Genomic DNA, 24,841 nt, shown 5'->3' on the forward strand with positions numbered 1-24,841 from the left:
CCCCTTTGTTTTTAGAGAACTAATTACTGTTCACATTATTTACATACTTGAATTTGTTTCAATTTCTCCTTATTTCGTTCCATATGTTGATAGAGTTAGGGCAATGAATTTATTTAAAGCAGCTATATTATTTATTGTCTTAGTAAGTATGTCTTATAAGACATTTGCTTCCACTGGTTTGGTTGCTATTAAAGGTGAGTCTTTACCTGCTGCTGATCTCTATAGTCCTAAATATGGTGCTATCGACTCTGAACAAGCCTTCGAATTACAACAAGAAGGAGTGGATTTATCCAAGCTTTCACCTGTACTTTCAAGTCTTTGGAACGGACACAATAACTTCGCTGATCATGAGCGTGATGACAAAGAATTACCAATTTATAAAGGCCATGAATTAGATTTCAAGGGAACAATCAGCTCTCCTGCAAGTATCTTAAGATTTAATGCTTCAAATAATGAAGGTAATTTCCAGGTACACCTTTCAAAAAGTCTACATACAATACTTCTTCGTAAGCATTTTCTAAGAAGGCTTGGCTATATTATCCCAGCTTCAAAATATTTAGAAGAAGTGCGTATCAATTTTAAAAATGAAAGACAAAAAGACTTCTTTAAAGACGTTGATCTAGTAACTCAATTAGGAGCATCATATAAGAATTGGTTAGTTGAAGAAGGTACTAATTATCTAGTCCTAAAAGATATCTTTGTTCGTATGCCACAAGAAAGTGATTTCTATGATGTTGCTCTGACATCTTTAAATGACTCAAAAGACTTGAGATCCCTTAGAAGCTTAATTGTGATCTATTCTTATCTTAATTTAAATGAATCAATTAATAAATTCTCATATAATTTCTTAAAAATAAAAAATGAACATCTCGTTTTTGATTATCCAACAACTTCAGATTTTGATGCAACATATGATGATGTGCTTTGGATGGCAAGACTTGTCGCCGAGCTTGATCGTGAAGATATAACGGCATTAGTAAAGGCCTCTCACTATCCTGCAATCGTTGAAAAGATTCTCATCGAAAAATTAATTGCTAGACGAAATAATTTGGTTGAAGTTTTAAAGCTTCAGGCCAAGCAATATGACTTTAAAAAAGAAATAAAACACGAATTAGTGAAAGATGGACACTTAAAGCCTCATAAGTTTGAGGGATACGCTGGACAATTCAGTTTTGGAGCATCTCAAGGTCCTCTTGATCATCTACCATCTTTTCTCTTTGGAGAAGCTCAATCAGCAGCTTTTTCTGGAATTATGGGTAAAGTGAGTGAAAATTTAAAGCTATTTAATATTTCGGATGCAAAAATAAAATGGCTGCAAGAAGACTTTGAAGGAAATAAAGAATTTGCTTTAGATTATTTTGAAGAACATGGACAATTTCCACCACTTCCTTTTTCAAGCTGGAAGTCTCCAGTTGTAAGTGGAAATATTTTATTTGGTAGAGATGTTGTCGTAGGTCAAAACTTTGGTACAGATAACTTTGTTCAATTAGCAGATACGATTGGTTTTACAACAAATTTAGGACTCTTTATTGGGCTTGAAAGGTTTATCTCTCAAACAACTAGTGGATCGTTATTTCCTAATATTGGTATTCATACAAGCTATACTCATGTAAGGCCTGTCGAAGATCTTAAGCAAGCAATTAAAACACCTTATAAGAATATGCTTGTAGGTAAAACACTTAAAGTTTTACAAAAGAATCTTACTCAGTATTTATCTGCTTCAAATGATGAGGAAGATAAAAAAGAAAAGCTATTTGATATATACCGCTCAATTTCAGAAAACTTCGGGGTTGGAGAGTCGATTATTATATCAACTTCTGTAGTTCCTGATATTACACTTTCGTTAAATGCTCCACTGTTTGATGTTGCTAACGGTTATGGAAGTGTAAGTAAGAAGTATAAAGAGTTATCTCGTATTCATATTACTAGAAAATCAAAATACAACTTTCATGTCTATTATGATGATGCACGTGTAAATGAGCTTAGGATTCGAGGTGGATTATCATATCTTATTCCAATCGTTATGTTTGAAGGCAAAAAGATTGATTCAAAACTTGATATGAAGTTATACCAGATCACTCTTGATCCAGAACAGGATGAATTAGATTTTTCTAAGAACGTTGCTAAGTTTATCTCTTTATTAAGAGATCGTACAAACGATGCGATGGGAGAAGAAGATATTCAAGTTTATAATAATTCAAACGATAGCCTCTTTAACTTTAACTTCTTGTTTCTTGTTAAAAAGTCTCTTAATACATTTAGTGAAATTCTGGTTAAAATCAAGAATCGCCTTGATATAAAATTAGTTTCTGCTAGTCATGGTGAACTTGATGGTGTCAATTATAGTAAGTTTCTTCGCAACATGGGTGGCTACCTTTTAAAGAGATATATAAGTGAAATTGGCTCAAGTTTTGATGTCGATGATCTTCCATTTTTGTCTGAAGCCAAACATTATTATAAGAATCCAGGAAAGAATCTCTTTGGAGCAGCTACTACACATGAGACAACTTTAGAGTCAAAGCTTATTGATGACGAAGGAAAAGTTGAAATCAGCAATATGAAAGAACTCTATATGAGTTATCGTAAAACATATGAAAGAGCTGTAATTAAAGAAAAAGTTGTTAGAAAGAAACTTAAAAAGGAAAACGAGGACTTTAATTTAAAGCTATATACAAAATCAGATGCATCTGATGCCGGAGATATGCACTTTGCACGACTTGAGACAAAGATTCATTTCTTTGATGGAGCAGTTAAGAGAATTCTTAATATCTCAGATAGAGAATTAGATGAATTATCAAGTAAGATGATTATTAGAAATTGTCATCAGAGACATCGTCGTCACGACCGCAATACTTCAGGGCAAACACGCTCTCAACGTCTTCGTTGTGGGGATCTTGATGTAATATCTAATAAATTATATTGGTGTAGGAAGTATTTACGAAAAGATAAAGCTCAAAAAGGTTTAAAGTGCCTCTCTCATGTCGGTCATTATTTTGCTCGCTACATTGATGCACGTACTCTTTTAGACTTCTTTGGTGAAAGAAACTTATACGTTGAATCTAAGCTTTCAGGATATCGCGTTGATCATGAATTAATGTTAGCTCCTATTGAAGGTAACTCATATGGAAAGATCAATACGAGAAGCTTTGGTGGGCCTATTGGTAAGTTAATATCTGTTCTTAATCTAATTAAAGCAGAAGTTAAAGGCCTCTGGTATAGGGAGGATCTTAATTAATGAGAACTCACTTGTTAAAAACATTAATGCTTTCTGCTGTATATTTAGTTGTGAATGCTAATAGTATCGATTTAGTTTCTAGACAATGGTCTATAGATAATAATTCACAATCGTATTCAAGAAAAGTATCAGAATTAGAATTTAAAGAAATCAAAGGCGTTGATGGTGTCGATATTAATTACTTTTCTGACGAGGACTTAAAAAGTATTGATGATAAAAAGTCTTTAGTTGCTATTATTGATACTGGTGTCGATATCGATCATCCTGAATTAAAAGATAATATCTGGCTCTATCCTGAATGTATTGGTAAGAGTGAAGAAGAAAAGAAAGAATTACCATGTCGTGGTTATAATGTTTTAGATGGTAATGCTGACGTTTCAGATAATGAAGGACATGGTACATTTGTTGCAGGTCTTTTATCCGCTAAGAAAGATGGCGTAGGTATCGATGGGCTATTGCCTAAAAACATCAAAATTATGCCTATTAAGGCCATCACAAACTTTCAAGGTTTTACTTATAAAGGTAAGGTCGTTTCAAGTTATATAGCTCGTGCTATAGCTTTTGCTGTTAATAATGGTGCTGATGTTATTAATCTCTCTCTTGGTATTCCAAAAGTAATCGAAACTCCACAGTTGATTAGTGCAATTGATTACGCCCTAGAAAAAGATGTGATTGTTGTTGCTGCTGCCGGAAATAATAATAAGAAAAAGAATATCTTTCCTTGTAATTATGATGGAGTTATTTGTGTTGGTGGGATTGATATTCAAGGTGAAAAAGTTGCATCCTCTAACTTTGGTCAGGTTGTTGATATCTATGCTCCTGGAGAGAAGCTAATTAGTACGATTCCAACAAATATGGAATCAAAAGTTCTTCGTATTGGTCAATATGATCTTAAAAGTGGAACTTCTTACGCTATTGCTCATGTGACAGCACTTGCAGCTGCCTTAAAGTTAAAAGGAATTGTTAAAAATAGCTATGAATTCTTATCTGTCTTGAATCAATCAAGCACAAGTTATTCTAAAGACTCTTGGCTTCCTAGTGTTGATTACAAGAGATCTCTTCTAGTTAAGAATCTTTATCCTGTTCTTCTTACTAAGAAGATGGATACATTAGAAGTATCTCCTCGTGGAGATATTGTATTTGAATTTGAAGTATATAATCCAAATGAATCAATTTCAGCTCATAAAGTATGTCTAACATCTGATAGTGACATACTTATTAAAGATACTTGCTTTGACAAAAAAATAGTAGCTGGACGCAATGTGATAAAGCTTAAGTCAAAAATTAAATCTTTTGATATTGAGTCTTGGCAAAATTTTAATATTAAATTAATCACTTCATCTGATGAGGTTCTTGTTTCTAAAAAGGCAAGTCTACAGCTTGTTAAGCCAATTAAGTTAGACGAGGCCAAGGTGATCACTAAGATTGCAGCAGGTGCTCTGTTAAGAATTGCACCTAATATTAAAAGTTCTGCTCTGTTAAAAGTAATCGATTTCACTGCTAATAAAGCAACACAGGATTATTATGTATTAAATAATCGTTCATTAAGAAGTATTTTCTATCTAAATGAAGCAAGAAAAGAATATTCACCAATGCAAATTAAATTTGCAACAGATATCAATGTCATTAGTGTTTTAAAAGCTGATATGAATCTAGATGGTACAAAAGATATTCTTGTGTATGGAACTTCTAAAGATAAGAGAAAATATATCCTCGCTTCATATGATGTAGCTGGAAAACCACTATTTGGTGAAAAATCAACATGGAAACTAAATGCTACACAATTTGGTGGATTGAATTTTAATCGAGGAAGGCCTTATTTTAATTTTATTAAAACCACATCTAAATCTCTTGGTGATGTCTTAGTACCGCTTGTTTCAAGAGTTTTTGACTTGCCTCAAATTGATAATAATCAAGATCCAATCGATTATTTAAATAACGTTAAAAAGAAACGTCCATACTATCTTCTACCTGAGGTTGTTGACGAAGAAGTTAAGTTACAAATTAGAACATTAGAGTCTTATGATTTTGACTCTAAGTTAAGAGAACAGCTAGATCTTGGTTTTTATGAAAATCTACAATTTGTATCACTCCTTGAGCAAGATAATAAATCTCTAATGAAGGGGAGTGTGAAGTTAATTTTTGCAGTAGGAGAGGTCAGTTTTAATAATTACTATGTGATTAATTTTGATGATACAACTAATTTTAATATCGTTAAAAAGAATCGATCGTTACAAATTCATAAATCTAATATTACAACGATTAGATCTACTGTTGATGGTGAGTTCACTCAAAACTATCTCATCACAAGACAGCAAGAACGTAACAAACTTGCATTTAAATTCTCCGATTCATCTAAGACCTTAAGGTTTGAGAGTGAGTGGGAAGATCCTCTTTCTTCAATTCTTGCAGCTTTTGATGAAGGTCAAGGTGAGTATTCAATATACGTTGAAGGAAGATATAATATTCACTTATTAAAAATTGTAGATAATAAGATCGTGAATCACTCTAAGCGTTCTATTAATAGAGAGTCTAGTTTCCCAGGTGCTAACTTTTCTCAAATCTTTCAAATGTCACAAATTGATACTTCTAAAGGTGCAATCTATACCGATATGCAAAGATTATTTGGAAATAACATAAGCGTTATAACAAAAAATGGTAATGAATTATCAACGAAACTCAAGTATCATTACTCAATACCTGCGCAATGTGCACTAATTGGTCATGCTCAAATTGATAAAAATATGCAGATCAGGCTACATTGTATGGGACCTGGAAAGCTAAGTTCTGTCTACATTCATAATGTTAAATAAGTTTCTATTTTGTAAATGGAAAGAATAGTGTGGTTAAATTAAAAATTTGATGATCATCAGAGCTACCATCTTCTCTATCAAACTCATCTGTAAATTCTTGGATGAATTCATATAGTTTTTTTCTTGCCTTAGTTAAGTCTTCTTTTTTTACATTGATAAGGACGTGCTCAAGAATTCTTTGCTCTTTTGGCATATAGTAACTATCATCTGATAGATCACATATTTCTTGATGGAGAGGGACAAATTGTGACATCTCAAGTTTGTATTGAGGTTCGTAATCTGGATTAAGACTAATTTTTTTCTTTTCTTCTTTGATTATCGTTGAACTTTTCATTTGTTCGATAATTTCTTGATAACCTTCATTTGATTGAAAAATAATTGGTAGCGAGCTTAAGTCCTTAGTTGTATTAAAGTTCTTCCACTTTAACATCTCTCTAATTAGGGCCATCTCCCATTTAAATTCAACTTGCCTTTCTTTTTTGGAGATATCCGTCACACGCTTTTGAGCAATAACTTGAAATACTTCTTCATCTCCTTTTGCATTCTTTTTTGCTTGAACAAGAGATGTAAAGAAGTCTGCTTCTTTTTCATTTAATTTGAGATTCTCTATTAATTTCTTAATTAGCTTAGGGCCAGGATGTCTTTGCCCTTTTAAGATCATAGTTAGACCTGAAACACTTGAGATACCAAGCTCTTTTGCCCACTTTCCAAAAGTGTACTTGCGATCAAGTTTTTTTCGCTCACTAAAGACATCTTCTAAATAAAGTCGATAATCAATATAGCTAAATAGGTCTATACCTCTAATATCCATAACTTACGTTTCGTCTCTTTTTTCAAATAAATTTAGCAAAATCTGTGAAATATTTGAAAATTTACTAATTTATACAATGAACTAAAGATATTACACACATGGTTGAGTAAATGACGCCAATATAGGATAAATAGGCATTAAAAGGAATACACTATATGCTTAAAACTATTTATCTCACACTCATTATCTCTTTAAACACAAGTGCAATGTTTTCTACTGTCGTATTCGATGAACTCTTACCAAATGTATCTGATGTTCTTGGAAAGACTGGTTGGGGTGCTAAAACTGGCTGGGGTGCACGTGAAATTGAAGACAAAATCCGTGATGTTCTTTTAAACGACTATCGAAATGTATGTCTTGATGGACAGAAAAATTCTGCTCGCACAGATGAAGATATAGAAATTAGATTATATAATCTTAGAGCAGAAGGTGATAAGGCATTCAATGGAAATACAATTAGCTATAATGCAATCGTAAGCCTTAAAAATTCAATTTTTATTCAAGAAAGCTTTGATCAGTATTATATTACAGTTAATTATGATGAAAAGCTTGATGAAATTTTCATTGAATATGTAAATGAATCTGGAGAAAATGCTTCAATAAATTGTTTCTAAATATACAGGCCTAGCTTTTTGCTAGGCTTTTTTTATAGTCGATAACTAATACCAACACCTAAAGATACACCACCTACAGAAGAAACAGTCTCAGTAACGATTTCATCCATTGAATAAGAATTATAAGATACTATTGCTGCTTGAGCATAGAATCCTAGGGCCGAAAAAGGTGCAATCCTTACTCTTCCTCCTGCATTATATCCCCAAGCGCCTCCAGCTGACTTCTCACCAAAGTTTTCTTGTGTAAAGTCTCCAGTTATAATGAGTCCTGCATAGGCCTCAAGTGCAAAACTTGATCGATTGATAATGCGAAATTGATATTGAAAATCCCCGTAGATACTAGTGATTTTTGTATTTTCACTTGAACCAAAGAGATAACCCAGTCCAAGCTTAAAGCCGTTTCTCGACTTTGGGTCTCGGTATTCAATAGCAAGGTTGATTCGATTAAAGGCCGGGGCATCTGTATTGCTATATTTTTCATGAAAGTCTTGCCAGTCACTGCCTGGTGAAACTCGCATGTAATCAAGACTTAAGTAGCTATTTTCTTTTAGTTTCTCAGCATCACTTTTGAAAATTTTATCAATTTCATGCTCAGTTAGCTCTGGAGTTCTATGCTCAAGTTTTGAGCCAGAGATTGTAAAGCTGATATCACTTGTTTTAACATAGGCTATTTTTCCAGAAACGATTAAAGGGACAATGCTACCTTGTTTTAAGCTCGTATCTCCAACCTTAAGCTTTCTACCACTTCTGATATATCCAATAGGGGCCGCGAGGTCGACATCAGCATAAACAACTGTTTGTCTTGCCTTTGTTATGGCAAAACGATAAGCATGCCCTGTTAAATGGAAAAGAATACAAAATAATACTAAAATTTTTTTCATATATACATTATAATCAATTTAAAATTTTTGACTACAATAGTTTAGGAACTACCATGAGATTTCCAGGTAAGAGACGCTCCAAGCACTACTTTCCGGTAAGTGCTAAAGGCAGACTTTCATTTGAAACAGATTTCAACAGTAAGGAAAATGTATATATTGTTGGAATCGATCAATTATTAGTTGATATCGAGATAGATGCCCCAACAGATCTATTAAAGCGCTATAAGCTTTCACCAGGTGAATCTTATATCTTACCTGATCACATCGTTGAAGAGCTTTATCAAGACTGTTTAGAAAACGATAAAATTCTTGGCCAATATGCTGGTGGTGCGGTTGGGAATACCCTTCATAACTACTCGGTTTTATCAGATGATCAATCATTTGCTCTGGGAACTATTTGTGAGAATATAAAAGTAGGGGATTATGCTTTTAAGTATATTTGCAGTACTTCATCTAAAGTAGATTTTAGCTATTTACAGCCTTGTAAAGGGCAAATGGCCAGAGCAATTTGTATGATCACTCCTGATAAGGAGCGTACATTTGCTATTGGAAAAGGAATAATGAATCAATTAGATGAATCATTCATTCCTTATGAATTAATAAAAAACTCAAGTGCCCTCTTAGTTACTGCATTCTTGTTAAGGGATCATAGCGCTCCGTTGTTCAAAGCTACCCTTAAGGCCGTAAGCATAGCCAAGAAATATAAAGTTCCAGTTGTATTTGCTCTTGGAACAAGTTCACTTATTGAAGAGAATCGCGACTTCTTTTATGACTTTGTAAAAGAGAACGTAAATGTCTTGGCCATGAATCGCCAGGAAGCTCATGCTCTTTTAGGAATTGATGATCCACTATTAATTGGACAGGCCGTTTTAGATATTACTGATCTTGCTCTTATTACAGATGGCGACCAGGGCCTTTATATGGCCTCTTGGGCATGTAAGCAAAAGGCCAGAGAAACTAAAGATAAGCTGCATTCAAAATCAATTGAAAACTATAATCAATTTGAATATTCTCGTGGACAACTAAAAGAACATTGTAAAGAGCCTATAAAGATTTACTCTCATATTAATCCTTTTATGGGAGGACCTGAGAGTATTGAAAATACTAATGGTGCTGGAGATGCTGCACTTGCAGCTATTTTGCATGATATCTCTGCTAATGTTTATCACCGTAAACTCTTACCGCATTCAATTAAGCATGATGGTACCTACTTAACTTATTCTTCGATTCACCAATTATGTAAATATGCAAATAGAACTAGTTACGAGGTTCTTAAGCAAAAGTCGCCAAGACTATCGCGCAATTTGCCAGTAAAAGAGCAGAGCTTAGAAGAAAGTTACTGGGATATGTAATTAAGGGTAGTGACCTTCTAAAATCGAATTGGGGTTTTTAGTTATAGAGCGCCCAACGACAAGAAAGTTACTTCCGGCCTTAATTGCATCTTCAGGTGTCATGATCCTTGTTTGATCATCACTTTCATCATTCTTTAGCCGAATCCCTGGTGTCACTTTTGTAAAGCTTAAGTTTGTTTCATTTTCTTGTGCGCTAATAATGGACAGGTCTTGGGCAGAGCATACAAGGCCTGTGATTTGTGCTTTTGTAATCTCATTAAGTAATGCGTTTAAACTCTCTTTATATTCTCTTCCCCATATATCTTTAATTTCTCGTGTTGTATGAGAAGTTAGAATTGTAACGGCAAGAAGTTGGCAGTTTGGAAGATTTACTTGTGCACTTTCATATGCTGCTTCTAACATTTTTCTTCCACCACTTGCATGAATCGTTAAGAAGCTAATTGGTAGGCCTTTTAGCGCTGAAATTGCCTTTGTAACAGTTGAAGGGATGTCATGTAGTTTTAAATCGAGAAAGATTTCAACGTTAAAGTCATTTGCAATTTCATTAACTATCGAATTGCCATACTTTAAATAGAGTTCAAGTCCAATTTTAACTTTTTTGATTTGAGGATAGTCACTTAGAAGCTGTCTAACTTGATCCTTATCCATATTATCTAGCGCTACAAAGGTCTTTTCCATTTATACCTCTCCACTCATCTCTTGAAGGCTTACTGGTTCAAGTTCTGTGGTATATGATTTAATAATGGAACTTGTTACTGCTTTAATATTTTCTATTCTAGTAAAGCATGGGACAGCATATTGGATGGCGGCATTTCTAATAAATTCTCCATCGGATTGTGAGCGTCCCTGATTTAATGGTGTGTTTAGTACGAAGGCCATATCATCTTTCTTGATAGCATCAAGCATTGAAAGGTTGTCACCTTTATCTGCTAATTTATTAATTAAAGTCGCATCTACATTGCATTCTTCTTTTAAGAATTTATGTGTCCCTTTAGTCGCATAGAAATTAAGTCCAAGTTCTGATAGCTTTTGGATATTTTCAATTAACTTTGGATCGTCTTTTTTTGCTAGAGATACAAGAACTGACTTCTTATTTGTTATGTCTGGATAATTTCCTAAGTACGACTTTAACATTGCAAGATCTGTGTCTTTATCAATACCAAGTGTTTCTCCAGTAGAGCGCATTTTTGGGCCAAGGATAATTGAATCTTGTACAAATCGATCAAAAGGAAATGTCGACTGCTTAATGATATGATAATCACCTTTGATATTACTTATTGTTTCAATTTCTTTTCCAAGTAATGCTTTTGTTGCAATGGCCGCAAGATTTATATCGTAGGCCTTTGATAGGAAAGGAATCGTTCGAGAGCCTCTTGGGTTCGCTTCAATACAATAGATATCTTCACCCTTAAGAGCAAATTGGAAGTTTACTGGCCCAGTAATCTTCATAATATCTGCCATCTGGCAGGCAAGTCCTCTCATTTTGTTGATGGTATTATCATTTGCTTTGGCAGGAGGAGATATCATACCAGAATCACCGGAATGAACTCCTGCATATTCAATATGCTCACATACTGTAAAAACAGTATTACCGTTTTTATCTCTTATTAAGTCAACATCATACTCCAGTGCACCAGAAATATAATTTTCGACCTGGAAAACTATCGAGTTTTCATGAAGGCTTTTTAAAATTTGATCAGGCAGATTTTCGATATCCTCTGGGCCTTCAAAGATAAACATACTTTCACCACCAATAACATAACTTGGTCTAATGATGACTGGGAAGCCTACCTCTGTAATAGCGTTAATGAAGTTTTTATAACCTCTAACTTCTTTTGAAGTTGTATGCGATAGAGGAATTTCCTTTGTTAGGCTATCAAAGCGTTTTCTATCCTCAACCGTATCGAGTAATTCAAGTGAAGGTCCTAAAAAGTTAAATTCTTGATGCTTCTTTCTAAATGGTGCCTCAAGATGAGAGCGAATATTAATTCCTGTTTGACCACTAAATGAAGTGATAATTTGTTCAGGAGATTCAAAACTTAGGATCTCAAAAAGGTCTTCTGAAAATAGAGGAGTAAGATAGAGTCTATCTGAGCTATCATAATCTGTTGAAACTGTTTCTGGATTTGAGTTAAGAAGAATAGACTTTACTCCTTGCTCTTTTAATTCCATACAACTTTTTACGCATGAGTAGTCAAATTCAATTCCTTGTCCAATACGATTTGGACCAGAACCAAATATTGCACAGCTTTCTTCTGATATAGGTTTTACGTCACTAAATTGTGTGTATGTAGAGTAAAAATAAGGTGTCAGAGCGTTAAACTCACCTGAGCATGTATCGACGGCCTTAAAGACTGGTCTTATGTTATTTGCTATTCTTTGGTCAAGAATTACTTCAAGGCTTTTTCCAGTTAATAAGGCCAAGTACTTATCTGAGAAACCATTCTTTTTTAGATTAAAAAGAGACTCTTTGTCTTTAATTAAATCTGGAGAGTTTTTAAGGGCAACTTCATCTCGATGGAATAAGGCCATTTGATTAACAAACCAAGGAGTGATGGAGCTTATTTCGTAAATCTCTTGTGTCGTAAATCCTTGTCTTAAAGCTTCAAGGGCCGTTAGTAGAGATAGCTCTCTTTGATTTGTTAAGCGCTCTTTAAGATATTCTTTTGTTAATGGATAAGGGGTCGTTTTTAATTGCTCAAGTGAAGGTACCTCAAGTCCTTGTTCTGTAGCACGAAGGGCCTTCATAAAAGCTTCATTAAAATTTCCACCGAGTGCAAGAACTTCTCCCACAGATCTCATTTGAGGGCATAGAACCTGTGAGCTTGAAGGGAATTTATTAAAAGGAAAAATTGGTATCTTTACTGCAACATAATCTAGAGTCGGCTCAAATGCTACTGGAGAGATACGTGTGATATCGTTCAAAATTTCAAATAATGTTAGACCTACAGCTAGGCCAGCGGAGATTTTTGCAATAGGATAACCTGTGGCCTTGGAAGCTAGCGCCGATGATCTTGAAACTCTTGGATTCATCTCGATAACAACAATATCATCTTCATCTAGTGGATTTACTGCAAATTGCACATTTGCACCACCGGCTACGACATTCATATGTTTAGCAATTGTTAGAGACATGGTTCTTAGTTGTTGGTAGCAACGATCAGAGATTGTTTGAGCAGGAGCAACTGTAATGGAATCACCTGTGTGAATTCCACATGGGTCGACATTTTCAATAGAGCAAATGACAACACCACAGCGATTTTTATCAACCATTACTTCTAGTTCAAGTTCTTTCCATCCTAGAAGAGATTTTTCCATGGTAATTGGAAACTTTACATCACTTGATGATAAGGTCTCTTCTAGCTCTTTTAGATTGTGAACTAAAGCGGCACCTTTTCCTCCAAGAGCAAAGTCACGTCTAATAATTAAAGGAAACTTTACTTCATTGTCAGCAAGTTCTAGTGCGTGTTCAAAACTCTTTGCACTAAATCTCTTACCCGATTTATAGCCAAGCTTATCTAGTTCTTTTGCAAATAATTCACGGTCTTCTGTTCTTTCAATTGTATCTGTATTTGCACCCAATAGAGCAACACCGTTGTCCTTTAGAAAATTTTCTTTTTCTAGTTCTATGCACATATTAAGTGCTGTTTGACCACCCATTGTGGATAAGACTGCATCGACATTCTCTTTTAGGATAATTTTTTTAATAGTTTCTTTGGTAATAGGTTCAATATATGTTCGATGACTCATCTCTTTATCAGTCATTATAGTTGCTGGATTTGAATTTAGTAGTATTACTTCAAATCCAAGCTCTCTAAGTGATTTTAAGGCCTGTGTCCCACTATAATCAAACTCAGATGCTTGACCTATTTTGATTGGCCCAGAGCCAATTAAGAGAATTTTCTTATAAGGTGACTCCATTTGGCCTTGGTGATATTCTGGAATCTCTTTAATATCTTCAGGATTATATTTTTTAATATCGCCATTTAAAAATTCTCTAATTTCTTCAAAGAAAACGAAGGCGTCTTTAGGGCCAGGATTTGATTCTGGGTGAAATTGAACACTTCGGATTCTTGAATCGTAACTTCTTAAACCTTCAAGTGAGCGATCAAATAGGGAAGTGAACTCACAAAAAAGTTTTAGATTAAATTCGTTTTCAAGTCTTTTTGAATTAAAAGATTCTGCATCAATTGCATAACCATGATTTTGACTTGTGATAAGTAGGGATTCATCTCCATGATTGTAGACTGGGTGGTTTGCCCCTCTTTGTCCAAATGGAAGTTTTATTGTTTCCATTTCACACGCAAGACCAATTAGTTGATGTCCTAGACAGATTCCCCTAACCGGAATATCTGATTTTAGAATTTCTTTTACTTGTGAAATTTCTTCTTTATATTCTTTTGGATCTCCTGGCCCATTTGATAAAAAGACCATCCTTGGTCTAAATTCCATAACTTCCTGTGCAGGCGTATTGTTAGGAACAACCACTAGGGGATGTCCAAGATCTTTTAAATAATTTACGATTGATTTTTTTATCCCATAATCCATAACGACAATCGGATTTTTACCTTCAATTATCCACTTCTTTTCTTTTATTGAGACTCTAGATAATTCATTACAAATCAATTTGTGATTATTAAAATTTGGTGCTTCTTCACTTGTTGTTATAAGACAGCGGTGATCTTTTGATTCACATGATAAGTATTTTGTAAGAGCTCTTGTATCGACGTCACTTATTAGTGGAGTATCACAATTTTCTAAGAATTCATTATATGAGAAATTTCGAGCTATTAAACTTTGGGCCAATGGCTTTTGTGAAATAAGACTTTGAGAAACTTTCTCATTGTATTCGTAATTTCCTACATGGGCCGTTGTGAAAATGATATGTTGACCAAGGAAGGATGGATCGGTAGCTGTTTCTTGGTATCCGCTCATTCCTGTTGTAAAAGCCGCTTCACCAAAGATACCATCTTTTAGTCGAGAGTCGTTATTAGGGAGATTAATATATGCTTGAAATTTTGTATGATCTGGAAAATGAAGAAAAATAGGAGTTTGTTTAAGAGAGGTTTGAAAATTAAGTTCCGACTGTTGTGATGATGTCAATTGACCATCAGACTTTGTTTTCTTCATTTGTCGTTAATCCTTTATCAAAGTTAATTGTGTTATATTTTGCACCAATATTTGTATCGCCATTAGTAACCATTGCCTCAATGATTGCCATACGTACATATACTGAGTTTTCTACTTGCTTGTGGGCCATCCATAGGTTTGAATCTACTAATTCTTGATCCACTTCAATACCTATATTTGCTGGTCCTGGATGAAAGACTGGAATCTTGCGGCCTACCTGACGAATTAAATCTAAGTTTAGTCCCCATTTCTCATTGTAAGTGGACATATCAAATTGATTCTCATGTCTTTCAGCTTGAATTCTTAACAGATAAACAGCATCTGTTTCTTTTAATGCTTCTTCTAGACTTGCATTTGTTTTAATACCTGCAGGTATTTCTTTCGGTAAGAACTCTTTTGGCCCACATAGGGTAATTTCAATACCAAATTGTGGCAGAAGCTTCATAAGAGAATGGGTAACACGAGAATGAGTACAGTCTCCAGCAATACAAACTTTCTTTCCTGCTAACTCGCCATTAAATAATTCATTTAAAGTATAGAGATCGAGCAGGGCCTGAGTTGGATGCTCATTTGTTCCATCTCCACCGTTAATCATTTTTATAGGTGGCCTTTGTTTAAATTGAGATAAGAGCTTCGTTTCCTTTGTTCGAACGATGCATATATCAAAACCTTGATAGTTAAGAGTCAGAAGTGTTTGCTCTAGACTTTCACCTTTTTTAAGTGAAGACTTCTCTGCCTCAAAATCAATGTGAATACCTTTAAGTAGGTTTATGGCCATTATGAATGAAAGTTTTGTACGTGTTGAATTCTCTAGGAAAGAGGTTGCAACTGAAATTTTTCTTTTTAGGGGAAGTCTAGCAGGGGAACCAATTTTTAGTTCCTTTGTGCGAGCGAGGAGTTTCTCAACTTGCTCTCGATTTAAGTCTTCTATTCCTTCCAGAATAGATGGAAATCCAATCATGACATTCCAATAGTGTTGAGCTAGTATGGTTTTTAAAAAGAATAATAAAGTCAAAGCTTTATGGCCACAAAAAACTTCACTTTTTTTAAATAGGGAATATGGTTACCAAGAACTTTAAAGAAATACATAATAATACTCAATTAGAAGCACTTAAAAATGAAGTGAAGGGTAATCTTTTTGAGTTTCTAGTGGCCCGTCAAATTGCTATTGTCAGTAAAGTAGAGTCTCTATTCTTGAAGAATGTGGATAGTGAGCTTTTAACTATGATGAGAGAGTATGAAAGTTGGTTAAGGCAATATGATCGTAACCTATTGGCAAAACTTCCTCTTCTGGCAATTGAGATGGCCAAGGATTTAAGCTCAAATATTGAAGGTGAAATTAAAAACGTTACCGTCGTCGGTAAGAGACACGATCATATTATTAAAGAACGCCTACATGAAGCAGATATAGTTGTACAAGTTCAAGATATAAAAAGCGGTGATTTGAAGATTGTTCCAATTAGCTTAAAGCTTGTTAAAAGTGGTGCCAATATCACAACTAAGTCTGCTGGTGCGAAGAGTATTTTTGAAAAGTACTTTAGATCCTATGACTCAATTGGCTTCGTTCAAAATACTTTAAATGAATTTATTGATAAGGAATTTGATCGTTTCGCTAGCTCTCTTTATAATAGACATGGACTTGAATATAGTGGACGATTTGACTCCCTTTGGACAAAGACTCAACTGCCAGGAGAGCTTAAGGATGCAGACCGTGATGACCTCTATATTCTCTATCGTCATTTAATTAAGCATTATCACGAAATATTTACTAAATTACTCAGTCAAGATAAGGCCAAATTTATTGAATCCTTACTTCCTTTAATGGGGCTTGGAAATAAGGATGTTGTCCAAGGGATTTGTTTTTATAAGCATAAAAGTTATGACTTAGATTATTGTCATGTCGTAAATTACACAGAAGTTGAAGAGATAAGAATTCACGAGTTAAATCCCGAGATCTCTTCATTTAATATCTCCATTGGTGGAGATAACCTTCAAGTAAGGGTTAAGCCTATGAATAAGTTTACGGCACCTTCTTACAAAATTAACTGCTCAATGAAGTTTAAGCGCAAGGATTAAATATGTTTGATATTGTTCTCTGTCAACGTGACTATAAAGAGATAAAAGAACTAGAGTGTGATCTTTTTCAAGTTTTAGAGTTTGAAGACGATGGCCAACTAAAGGATCTAGTGAATGAAGGTAATAAGGTTTTGTTCATCACTTATAAAAGTAGTGTGAAGCCAGACCTATTTAATATTTATGACTTACCTAAGAATGGTAATTGTGAGTACTACTATTTATCAAAACTAAATCTCAATGGTGAAGAGTTGGAAAATAATGAAAAAATCTTTCCTGAAGTAATGGATATCACTCTTTGCTCTGAATATTACGCTGCTAGTGGTGTGTTCTATGTTGATGCTGTTGATCCAGTTGGGATGCCTCATTTTGAGAAAGCAGTGATGCCAATAGTTAAGTCTTACCATAAGAAGCAGGATTATCGACCTGCTGTATTTCTTGATCGCGATGGTGTTTTAAACGTTGATCATTCATATGTGCATAAGGTTGATGATTTAGAGCTTAAAGAGGGGGCATATGAATTCCTCTTAAATGAGTTCAATATTGAACGTCTTAAAATCGTTTTAACTAATCAATCTGGTGTATCAAAAGGAATGTTTGAATATGAAGATGTTGTTCATTTTAATAATGCATTAAATGATTCATTACAAAATCTCATCGATGCTTTTTATATTGCACCATTTGAATTCTTAAAAGGTGTCGGCCAGTATAAATTTCACTCTCTTTGTCGTAAGCCTCATCCAGGAATGCTATTAGAGGCGTGTTATGACTTTCCGATTAAGCTTTCTGATTCGTATATGGTAGGTGATAAAATGAGTGATGATCTCGATTTTCCTCTTGTTGAAACAATTCATTTACGTGGAAAGTATGAATTGGATAGTGACGTCACAATTGCTGATAACTTTCGCGAAGTAATAAATTTTGCCACTGCATTGCCAAAGAAGACAAAATAAGTCAAAATTTCTGTATGTAAAAGGAATTACATATGAAACTTAACTTAAAAACCTCATCTATATTAATCATTATTGGTTTTTGTATCAATATTGTGAACGTGTCAGCTCGTCGTTTAACTCATAAAGAACAGGAGATCGCCTCCTCTTTAAATGAGTTAACTCGTTTAAATAGTGAATACCTCTCTAAGATAAACGCATCTGTAAAAATTGAAGAGCTTCCCTTATCAAAATATCTTTCTCTCTTGGTCCTTAAAAACGGTTGTGCGCCATTTAAGCAAACACTTGAGAAGATAGAGATGGCAGATGAGTCTTTTCCTGATCAAAGCCATGGGCTTGTTGAAAAACTAAGTATTTGTAAACGATCAACTAATGGCCTAAAGGAGTTTGATATTTTTGCTAAAGTAGAAGAAGATATGGATCTTCTATCTGATGAGTAGCTTCTCCTGTGGCCGATATGACATCTTCTAAACTAAAACTATATCTTCTTGAGTCTCTTAATCCATTTGTTAATCTTGCCTATGAGAATCATTTACTTCGCTCTCACAGTGAAAATGAAAGTCAAGATCAGATCATTCTACTTTGGAAGAGTTCCCCTAGTATCGTAATGGGGAAGTTTCAAAATCCATGGGTTGAATGTCGTGTAAAAGAAATACGAGATCGAGGAATAAATCTTGTACGAAGACAAAGTGGTGGTGGTTGTGTCTATCATGATCCTGGAAATTTGAATTACTCTTTTATAGGCCCCCGCTCACATTATGATAAATCTGCTAATGCTGGCATTATAGTTGATGCCCTTAGAAGTTTAGGGATTAGAGCATTTGAAAATCAACGTCATGACTTAAGAGTCGATCATGAAGGTGAAGATTATAAGATATCGGGGTGCGCTTTTAAAGAGATAAGAAATAGTGCTCTACACCATGGAACACTCCTTATGAATGCAGATTTAGATATCTTGAATAAATTATTACGTTCTAAATTTGAGGCCAGTACGGCACTTGGAGTAAAGTCAGTAAGATCTAATGTTATAAATCTATTTGATATTTCTAACAGTCTTTCAGAAGAGAAAATTAAAACATCTATTCAAGACTCTTTTGGTAAGTACTATAAAACGGATGTCGAAGTTTTACATATTACAGAACAAGATATCTGTATGCTTCCAGATATGATCTCAAAGATATCTGACACTTCTAGTTGGCAACATATCTATGGTGGAACTCCTAAATTTAGCTTTAAGTTAAATAATATCGAAGTTATTTCTAAATATGCTAGAATAATACAAGTAAGTAATGACGATAAAGACCTTTTGGATCTCGTTATTGATAAAACTTATTATGAAGAAAATATTCTAGAGAAAGATAAGCTATCACAAAAGCAGCATGACTTTATTAATGCATGTCATGAGGTTCTTTTTCTTTAAATTTAAGGCCTAAGATGAGAGAAAAAATTAACTTAGTTCAAGGTGAAGTTTTGATTGAAGAAGGTGGCGCAAGTGATTGTATGTATCTTCTAAAAGAAGGAACTCTTGCTGTTTTTAAACAAACAACAGATGGACAAAAGCAGATTGGAACCATTTATCCTGGAGAGTTTGTTGGAGAAGTAAGTTTTCTTGATAATAGGCCTCGATGTGCAACCGTAAAGTCTATTGGTGAAAGTGAAGTTGAGGTATTTGATGCTCACAAATTCCAAGCTTTCTTAGATTCACAACCAAAGTGGCTTCAAACTATGATGAGAACCCTTGCAGATCGTTTAAGAACTACTAATGAAAAGATAAAGGTGTAATTTATGGCATCTCCTACAACGGTATTTGTAAATAAAGATCAATATTTAATTCGTGAAGGTGAAGAGAGTAACGAAGTATATATCGTGGAAGAGGGAAGTCTTGGTGTCTTCAAAGTAAAAAATAGCCAAGAAGTAAAAATAGGCACTATCTTTGAAGGAGAGTTAGTTGGGGAAATGAGCTTCTTTGATAATTCTCCAAGATGTGCAACAATTAAGGCCTTAACTGATTCACGTCTTCTTGTAATCCCTTCATCGAAATTTGAGATGTATGTTAATAAGCAACCAAAATGGTTTCGAACTTTATTAGAAACACTAATCGATCGCATACGAAAGGCATCAAATCGTGTTAAACCTGAGGTTTAACTGTTTAAAAGTTGTAAGAAGTCTCTTAATTTCTGTTGACCTATCTCATTAGCATCACATGAAAGATGGTTAAGTTCACAAAGGTTCGCAAGGACTCTTGGAACATCTTGAAATAGGTTATTGTCCAAATTTAATCTCTTGAGGTTTTTGAGCCATTCAAATTCAATTGGAAGATCAGTTAATTTATTTCTTTGTAATTCTAGTGTTTCGATTTTAGTGAGCTTGTAGAGCCAACTAGGAATCGCATGTAGATTGCACTCAGTTAATTGTAGTATCTTAATAGGTGAGCTCTCATGAATATGTATATCATGACAATTCTTAACACCTCTCATTTTGAGAATTTCTAAAGGAGCCTTGCCTATTAGATTTAGGCTACATTCACCGTCAGCATAAATATAAAACTTCTTAAGGTTTGTTAAAGTATCGAGGTTTAAGTGGACTTCACATTTATGCTTAACCATTAGCTCTAATGTGTTTATACTTGTTAATGACTCATCTTTTTCTTCAAAGAAGTCATTAATATCAAAGTTACTATATCTTTTTGATACCTTTATAAGCATAAAGAAATTGTAACATATATGATTGTCTGTTGAGTTAAATTATAGATATTGGACGAATTTGTTATTCTTATCGACTAAGATTTGCTTTGGCCTAATGTCTTTCTTATCTGTCATCTGAAAGCCGATTATAATAACTTCGTGGCCTTCGTTAATTAGGTGTGCAGCGGCACCATTTAAGCATATCTCACCACTACCGCGCTCTCCCTTAATAACGTAAGTCTCAAGTCTTGCACCGTTAGTATTGGAAACAATGAGTACTTTCTGACCAGGCCATAAGTCTACGAGATCAAGTAGTTCCTCATCAATAGTAATTGAGCCTATATAGTTAAGATCGGCCTGAGTAACGACGGCCTTATGTATTTTTGATTGTAACATTTCGCGCATGAAACTTATTTATCAAATTCTTAGGTGAGAACGCAACAAAAATGAAGATTTTATTAACGTAATAAGTGCTTTCTATTTATATTTCTGCTTCAGGACCTGGAATACCTAGAAAGTATAAAATAGATGTCATTGGGCCGTGACTCATGTGGTTTTGTGCGTTTTTGCGCACTATGTCTTTTGCATGAAAAGCGATACCAAGGCCTGCTTGAGCTAGCATCGGTAAGTCATTGGCCCCGTCACCGATTGCCACAACTTGTTCTAGAGAAATACCTTCTTGTTGAGAGATTAAGTTTACAAGTACGGCCTTCTGGTCTGCGTTGATAATTGTACCTTTTACCTTGCCTGTAAGTTCACCATTTTCAAATTCAAGCTCGTTTGCAAACGCATAGTCTAATTCAAGTTTGTTCTTTAAGTAATTTGCAAAGTATGTAAAACCACCTGAAATTAATGCAACTTTATACCCATATTTTTTTACTGTTTTTATGAATTCTTCAACACCCTCTGTTAAGGGAAGGTTTTGACAGATATCTTCTAGCGTTGATTCTTTAAGGCCTTTTAAGTGCGAGACTCTTTCAATAAGTGACTGATTAAAGTCGAGTTCTCCATTCATGGCCCTTTCTGTAATCGCGCTAACTTTTGCGCCAATACCATGTACTTTTGCAAGTTCGTCAATGACTTCTGCTTGAATTAAAGTTGAGTCCATATCAAAGACAATTAGTCTCTTTGATCTTCTGTAAACATCGTCTCTAATAAAGGCTATATCTGTACTATGTGTATTACTGATAGCAAGTAGATCCTCTTTAACCTTGTTTAAATCTACTTGCTCAGGAACGTCAGTTAAAACTTCTAGAGAGTTAAAGCCTTCTTTAGATACATTATCAATTCGATATATATTGATTCCATTTGAGGCGATATTTTGTGACATATCAGCAATGAAGCTTGCAGATATTTTCTTAGGGGCCACACAATTTACTATAAAACTATTGTAAGGAGACTTGTATTTAACGTCTTCTTTAATAATTGAGTATTCTAACTTTAATCCCATCTCATGGGCCGCAAAAAGTAGCTCTTTTAGAACGTTTTGATCATGATCCTTGTCACTACTGATATTTAAGACAAATGAAAGAGAAAGTAGGTTGTGAGTAATGGCCTGATTGATATCAGTAATATCGGAATTATTATCACTAATTACTTTCATTAATTTTGCCGTAATCCCCGGTCTGTCGGCACCAGATACTGTGATAATGATTTCTTTAGAGTTGTTATTTGATTTATCTTCCATGAGCTCAACCTAGTATGTATTTTTAAATTTTTGCTTTCTTTGCTTGCCTTACTTCAGTGATTCTCTTTGCAAGTCCAAATGTATAAACTAGCGCAGACAATACAGAGAAGAAAAATGATAAATAAATCAATATCGTACCAACAAGTGGGAATGAGAAACCAAATGGTTTATCCCAGGCCATAAGCATTGGAATGGCCATCATTTGAAATGTTGTTTTCCATTTACCTAGTTGATTGACACTTACTTTTAGGCCTTTCTCCATTGCAAGTAATCTCAATGCCGTCATATACATTTCTCTAATAACTAATACGATAACCACTAGTACATTTACACGATTAAGTGATTGAAGAAGAATGAGAGAAGAAACAACTAAGAATTTATCAGCAATAGGATCTAAGAAAGAGCCAAAAACTGTGACAATATTTCTTTTTCTAGCAATATATCCATCTAAGAAGTCAGTAAAAGAAGCCGCTACAAATGTCCAAGCAGCAATATAACCAAGAGTTTTTTGCGTGGCCTTAAAGATATTTTCTTCAAATAAACATAGATAAAGAGTCAGGCAAATAACAGGAATTAAAGCTACACGAAAAATAGTTAAGCGATTAGGTAGATTATCGATCTCCCATTCACTTAATAACTCTCTGTCAGTCATTGTATTCGTTGCGCTCTTTTTATTATCATTATTTTTATTGTTATCTGACATATCTACTCAATGAAGAATTTTCCTATTAATTAAACTTTAAACCTTAAGGCCATAAACGTCTATAATAATTAACATAAATTAGATAAAACAAAAAAAACAAGGATATCAGAAGCTATGAAAAAGCATCTCAATTTAATCAAAACTGGTCATCAATCTATTGAAAAGCGTGTTTTTCCACGTTTTCCATTTAGCTACTTGGTCTTTAAAAGAGATGATAATTCTGTAAATTACCAAGTAAAAGATATTTCATATGGCGGTATGAGTCTCGCTCTAAAAGATGGTGTTGTTAGTGCTAAATTAGATGATGAGTTCTCAGGAGAGATCCACTGGTATGACCAGAAAGTAAATGTAAAATGTATTGTAAGAAGAGTTGAAGAAGATAATATCGGAGTTGAATTTGTAAAAAGTGATATCTTTGATAAATCACTTCTAAACTTTCTATCTGTTTCTAATGTTTCAAAGAATTTAAGACCAATTCATGAATATGATGAACAAATGGATCTTCCTATCGGTCTTAAGACATGGTTGCGTTGTGATGGCCCATTTGAAATTTTTGTTTGGCACCATCGCGATGGTGAAATTTCTAAAATTCAAATTCTTATGATGGACTCAATTCTCGAATGGACTGATGGAGAAGGTATTCAGACTGGAAAAGTCTTAAGTGTACGTCCTTCAGACAAACCACTAACTCATGAAGAAGAAATTGAATTTCTAATTGACTCACCAATTGATCAAGACAAGCTTGAATTCGCTAATGAACTTGTGCAGCATATCCCTGAATCTTTGATTTCAGAAGGAGATCTTAAGTTTTTAACGCGTAAGATTAGTGGATAATTCTTAAAACACCTCGAGATTCTTCATTTGATTTGAAACAAGGCTTTTCATTTGGAAATTAACTTCCTAAAATATAGCTAAATATTTCAAATTAAAAGGATTACCAATGAATAGAAACCTCGCTTTAGAATTTGTAAGAGTAACAGAAATGGCCGCTATTAGCAGTGCTAGGCTTATGGGACGCGGTGATGAAAAAGCTGCAGACCAAGCAGCAGTTGATGCTATGAGAACAATGCTTGACTCTGTTGAGTGTAATGCAACGGTTGTTATCGGTGAAGGTGAGCGAGACGAAGCTCCAATGCTCTACATTGGTGAGAAGGTAGGCTCTGGTAATGGACCTGAACTTGATATTGCTCTTGATCCATTAGAGGGGACAACAGTTTGTGCAAATGGTGGTTGGAATTCAATTGCTGTTATGGCCATTGCTGAAAAGGGTAATTTCTTAAATGCTCCTGATACATACATGGAAAAAATCGCAGTTGGCCCTGAAGGTAAGGGCCTAATCAATATTGACGATACTCCTGCTGAAAATTTAAAGAGACTTGCAGAGGCCAAGAAGTGTCGAATCCAAGATTTAACGGCAGTTATTCTAGATCGTCCACGTCATGAAGAATTAATTAGACAAGTAAGAGATGCAGGAGCTCGTATCCAATTAATTGGAGATGGTGATGTATCTGCTGCTATTGCTTGTAGTGAGCCTGATAGCGGTATTGATATTCTCTTTGGAATTGGTGGTGCTCCTGAAGGTGTTATCGCTGCAGCAGCACTTCGTTGTATTGGTGGAGACTTTCAAGGAAGACTTAAGCCAAGAAATGATGAGGAAATTGAGCGCGCTAAGACAATGGGAATAGATGATATTAATAAGATCTATAATATCGATGAACTAGCGGCCGGAAACGTAATGTTTTGTGCAACTGGTGTAACGGATGGAAGTTTCTTAAACGGTGTTAAGTTTAAGTCTTGGGGTGCTGTTACTGAGTCGATTGTTATGAGAAGCCAGTCAGGGACAATTAGAAGAATTGTTGCTGAACATCGCTTTGATACAAAACCACGCTATTAAAATAAGTTACTTTA

21 protein-coding genes are annotated in these 24,841 nt (G+C 34.5%); 12 read left to right on the forward strand and 9 right to left on the reverse strand.

Annotation, left to right across the window (positions count from 1 at the left end; all coding sequences use genetic code 11):
* Nucleotides 1-103: 103 nt before the first annotated feature.
* On the forward strand, nt 104-3,235 hold the full coding sequence (locus ACMAZI_RS07955) for a hypothetical protein (RefSeq protein ID WP_412473423.1): 3,132 nt from the start codon (nt 104-106) through the stop codon (nt 3,233-3,235).
* Complete coding sequence (locus ACMAZI_RS07960; protein ID WP_412473422.1) at nt 3,235-6,048, forward strand: S8 family peptidase; 2,814 nt, start codon at nt 3,235-3,237, stop codon at nt 6,046-6,048. Before ACMAZI_RS07955 ends, ACMAZI_RS07960 begins: the two co-directional genes overlap by 1 nt.
* Nucleotides 6,049-6,052: 4 nt before the next feature.
* Here ACMAZI_RS07960 and ACMAZI_RS07965 read toward each other — a convergent pair whose 3' ends face one another.
* Nucleotides 6,053-6,859, reverse strand: coding sequence for a TIGR02147 family protein (locus ACMAZI_RS07965; RefSeq protein ID WP_115362918.1), 807 nt, complete (start codon nt 6,857-6,859; stop codon nt 6,053-6,055).
* Between the two features lie 155 nt (nt 6,860-7,014).
* Here ACMAZI_RS07965 and ACMAZI_RS07970 point away from each other — a divergent pair, with 155 nt between their 5' ends.
* A complete protein-coding gene (locus ACMAZI_RS07970; RefSeq protein WP_412473421.1) occupies nt 7,015-7,473 on the forward strand; it encodes a hypothetical protein in 459 nt (152 codons plus the stop codon).
* Nucleotides 7,474-7,505: 32 nt separating this feature from the next.
* Here ACMAZI_RS07970 and ACMAZI_RS07975 read toward each other — a convergent pair whose 3' ends face one another.
* A complete protein-coding gene (locus tag ACMAZI_RS07975; RefSeq protein WP_115362913.1) occupies nt 7,506-8,354 on the reverse strand; it encodes a hypothetical protein in 849 nt (282 codons plus the stop codon).
* Between the two features lie 53 nt (nt 8,355-8,407).
* On the opposite strand from ACMAZI_RS07975, the gene ACMAZI_RS07980 reads away from it, so the two are divergent.
* Entirely contained in the window at nt 8,408-9,706 is a 1,299-nt protein-coding gene (locus ACMAZI_RS07980; protein WP_412473420.1) for an inosine/guanosine kinase, read from the forward strand.
* Here the strand turns inward: ACMAZI_RS07980 and pyrF are convergent, their stop codons facing one another.
* The 3 genes from pyrF to ACMAZI_RS07995 are packed head-to-tail and all read right to left on the reverse strand — an operon-like array spanning nt 9,707 to nt 15,797.
* Nucleotides 9,707-10,384 (reverse strand): orotidine-5'-phosphate decarboxylase, encoded by a 678-nt coding sequence (pyrF, locus tag ACMAZI_RS07985; RefSeq protein ID WP_412473419.1) that lies wholly within the window; start codon nt 10,382-10,384, stop codon nt 9,707-9,709.
* A complete protein-coding gene (gene carB, locus ACMAZI_RS07990; protein ID WP_412473418.1) occupies nt 10,385-14,836 on the reverse strand; it encodes a carbamoyl-phosphate synthase large subunit in 4,452 nt (1,483 codons plus the stop codon).
* Nucleotides 14,817-15,797: an aspartate carbamoyltransferase catalytic subunit gene (locus ACMAZI_RS07995; RefSeq protein ID WP_334678481.1), complete on the reverse strand. Its 981-nt coding sequence runs from the start codon at nt 15,795-15,797 to the stop codon at nt 14,817-14,819. The genes carB and ACMAZI_RS07995 overlap by 20 nt, the downstream gene beginning before the upstream one ends.
* Before the next feature lie 98 nt (nt 15,798-15,895).
* Here ACMAZI_RS07995 and ACMAZI_RS08000 point away from each other — a divergent pair, with 98 nt between their 5' ends.
* The 6 genes from ACMAZI_RS08000 to ACMAZI_RS08025 are packed head-to-tail and all read left to right on the forward strand — an operon-like array spanning nt 15,896 to nt 20,004.
* Nucleotides 15,896-16,912 (forward strand): hypothetical protein, encoded by a 1,017-nt coding sequence (locus tag ACMAZI_RS08000; protein WP_334678482.1) that lies wholly within the window; start codon nt 15,896-15,898, stop codon nt 16,910-16,912.
* A gap of 2 nt (nt 16,913-16,914) precedes the next feature.
* Nucleotides 16,915-17,862 (forward strand): HAD-IIIA family hydrolase, encoded by a 948-nt coding sequence (locus ACMAZI_RS08005; RefSeq protein ID WP_412473417.1) that lies wholly within the window; start codon nt 16,915-16,917, stop codon nt 17,860-17,862.
* A 32-nt stretch (nt 17,863-17,894) separates the two neighbouring features.
* Complete coding sequence (locus ACMAZI_RS08010; RefSeq protein ID WP_115362906.1) at nt 17,895-18,299, forward strand: hypothetical protein; 405 nt, start codon at nt 17,895-17,897, stop codon at nt 18,297-18,299.
* A 17-nt stretch (nt 18,300-18,316) separates the two neighbouring features.
* On the forward strand, nt 18,317-19,279 hold the full coding sequence (locus tag ACMAZI_RS08015) for a biotin/lipoate A/B protein ligase family protein (RefSeq protein ID WP_233500282.1): 963 nt from the start codon (nt 18,317-18,319) through the stop codon (nt 19,277-19,279).
* Nucleotides 19,280-19,293: 14 nt separating this feature from the next.
* Nucleotides 19,294-19,641 (forward strand): Crp/Fnr family transcriptional regulator, encoded by a 348-nt coding sequence (locus tag ACMAZI_RS08020; protein ID WP_115362904.1) that lies wholly within the window; start codon nt 19,294-19,296, stop codon nt 19,639-19,641.
* 3 nt (nt 19,642-19,644) lie between these two features.
* Complete coding sequence (locus tag ACMAZI_RS08025) at nt 19,645-20,004, forward strand: Crp/Fnr family transcriptional regulator (protein ID WP_115362903.1); 360 nt, start codon at nt 19,645-19,647, stop codon at nt 20,002-20,004.
* Here ACMAZI_RS08025 and ACMAZI_RS08030 read toward each other — a convergent pair.
* From ACMAZI_RS08030 to pgsA, 4 genes are all read right to left on the reverse strand, one after another.
* Entirely contained in the window at nt 20,001-20,564 is a 564-nt protein-coding gene (locus ACMAZI_RS08030) for a leucine-rich repeat domain-containing protein (RefSeq protein ID WP_115362901.1), read from the reverse strand. The two genes, ACMAZI_RS08025 and ACMAZI_RS08030, sit on opposite strands and share 4 nt — an antisense overlap.
* Before the next feature lie 39 nt (nt 20,565-20,603).
* A complete protein-coding gene (gene panD / locus ACMAZI_RS08035; protein WP_120404873.1) occupies nt 20,604-20,948 on the reverse strand; it encodes an aspartate 1-decarboxylase in 345 nt (114 codons plus the stop codon).
* Nucleotides 20,949-21,024: 76 nt separating this feature from the next.
* Nucleotides 21,025-22,230, reverse strand: a complete 1,206-nt coding sequence (gene serB, locus ACMAZI_RS08040; RefSeq protein WP_412473416.1) for a phosphoserine phosphatase SerB — start codon at nt 22,228-22,230, stop codon at nt 21,025-21,027.
* 22 nt (nt 22,231-22,252) lie between these two features.
* A complete protein-coding gene (gene pgsA, locus ACMAZI_RS08045) occupies nt 22,253-22,933 on the reverse strand; it encodes a CDP-diacylglycerol--glycerol-3-phosphate 3-phosphatidyltransferase (RefSeq protein WP_334678486.1) in 681 nt (226 codons plus the stop codon).
* A 114-nt stretch (nt 22,934-23,047) separates the two neighbouring features.
* On the opposite strand from pgsA, the gene ACMAZI_RS08050 reads away from it, so the two are divergent.
* On the forward strand, nt 23,048-23,767 hold the full coding sequence (locus tag ACMAZI_RS08050; protein WP_412473415.1) for a PilZ domain-containing protein: 720 nt from the start codon (nt 23,048-23,050) through the stop codon (nt 23,765-23,767).
* A gap of 106 nt (nt 23,768-23,873) precedes the next feature.
* The gene (gene glpX, locus ACMAZI_RS08055) at nt 23,874-24,827 is read left to right on the forward strand and encodes a class II fructose-bisphosphatase (RefSeq protein ID WP_115362891.1); all 954 of its coding nucleotides are present in this window, start codon (nt 23,874-23,876) and stop codon (nt 24,825-24,827) included.
* Nucleotides 24,828-24,841 lie beyond the last annotated feature (14 nt).

It is taken from the genome of Halobacteriovorax sp. YZS-3-1, assembly GCF_047084945.1.
GTDB lineage: Bacteria > Bdellovibrionota > Bacteriovoracia > Bacteriovoracales > Bacteriovoracaceae > Halobacteriovorax_A > Halobacteriovorax_A vibrionivorans.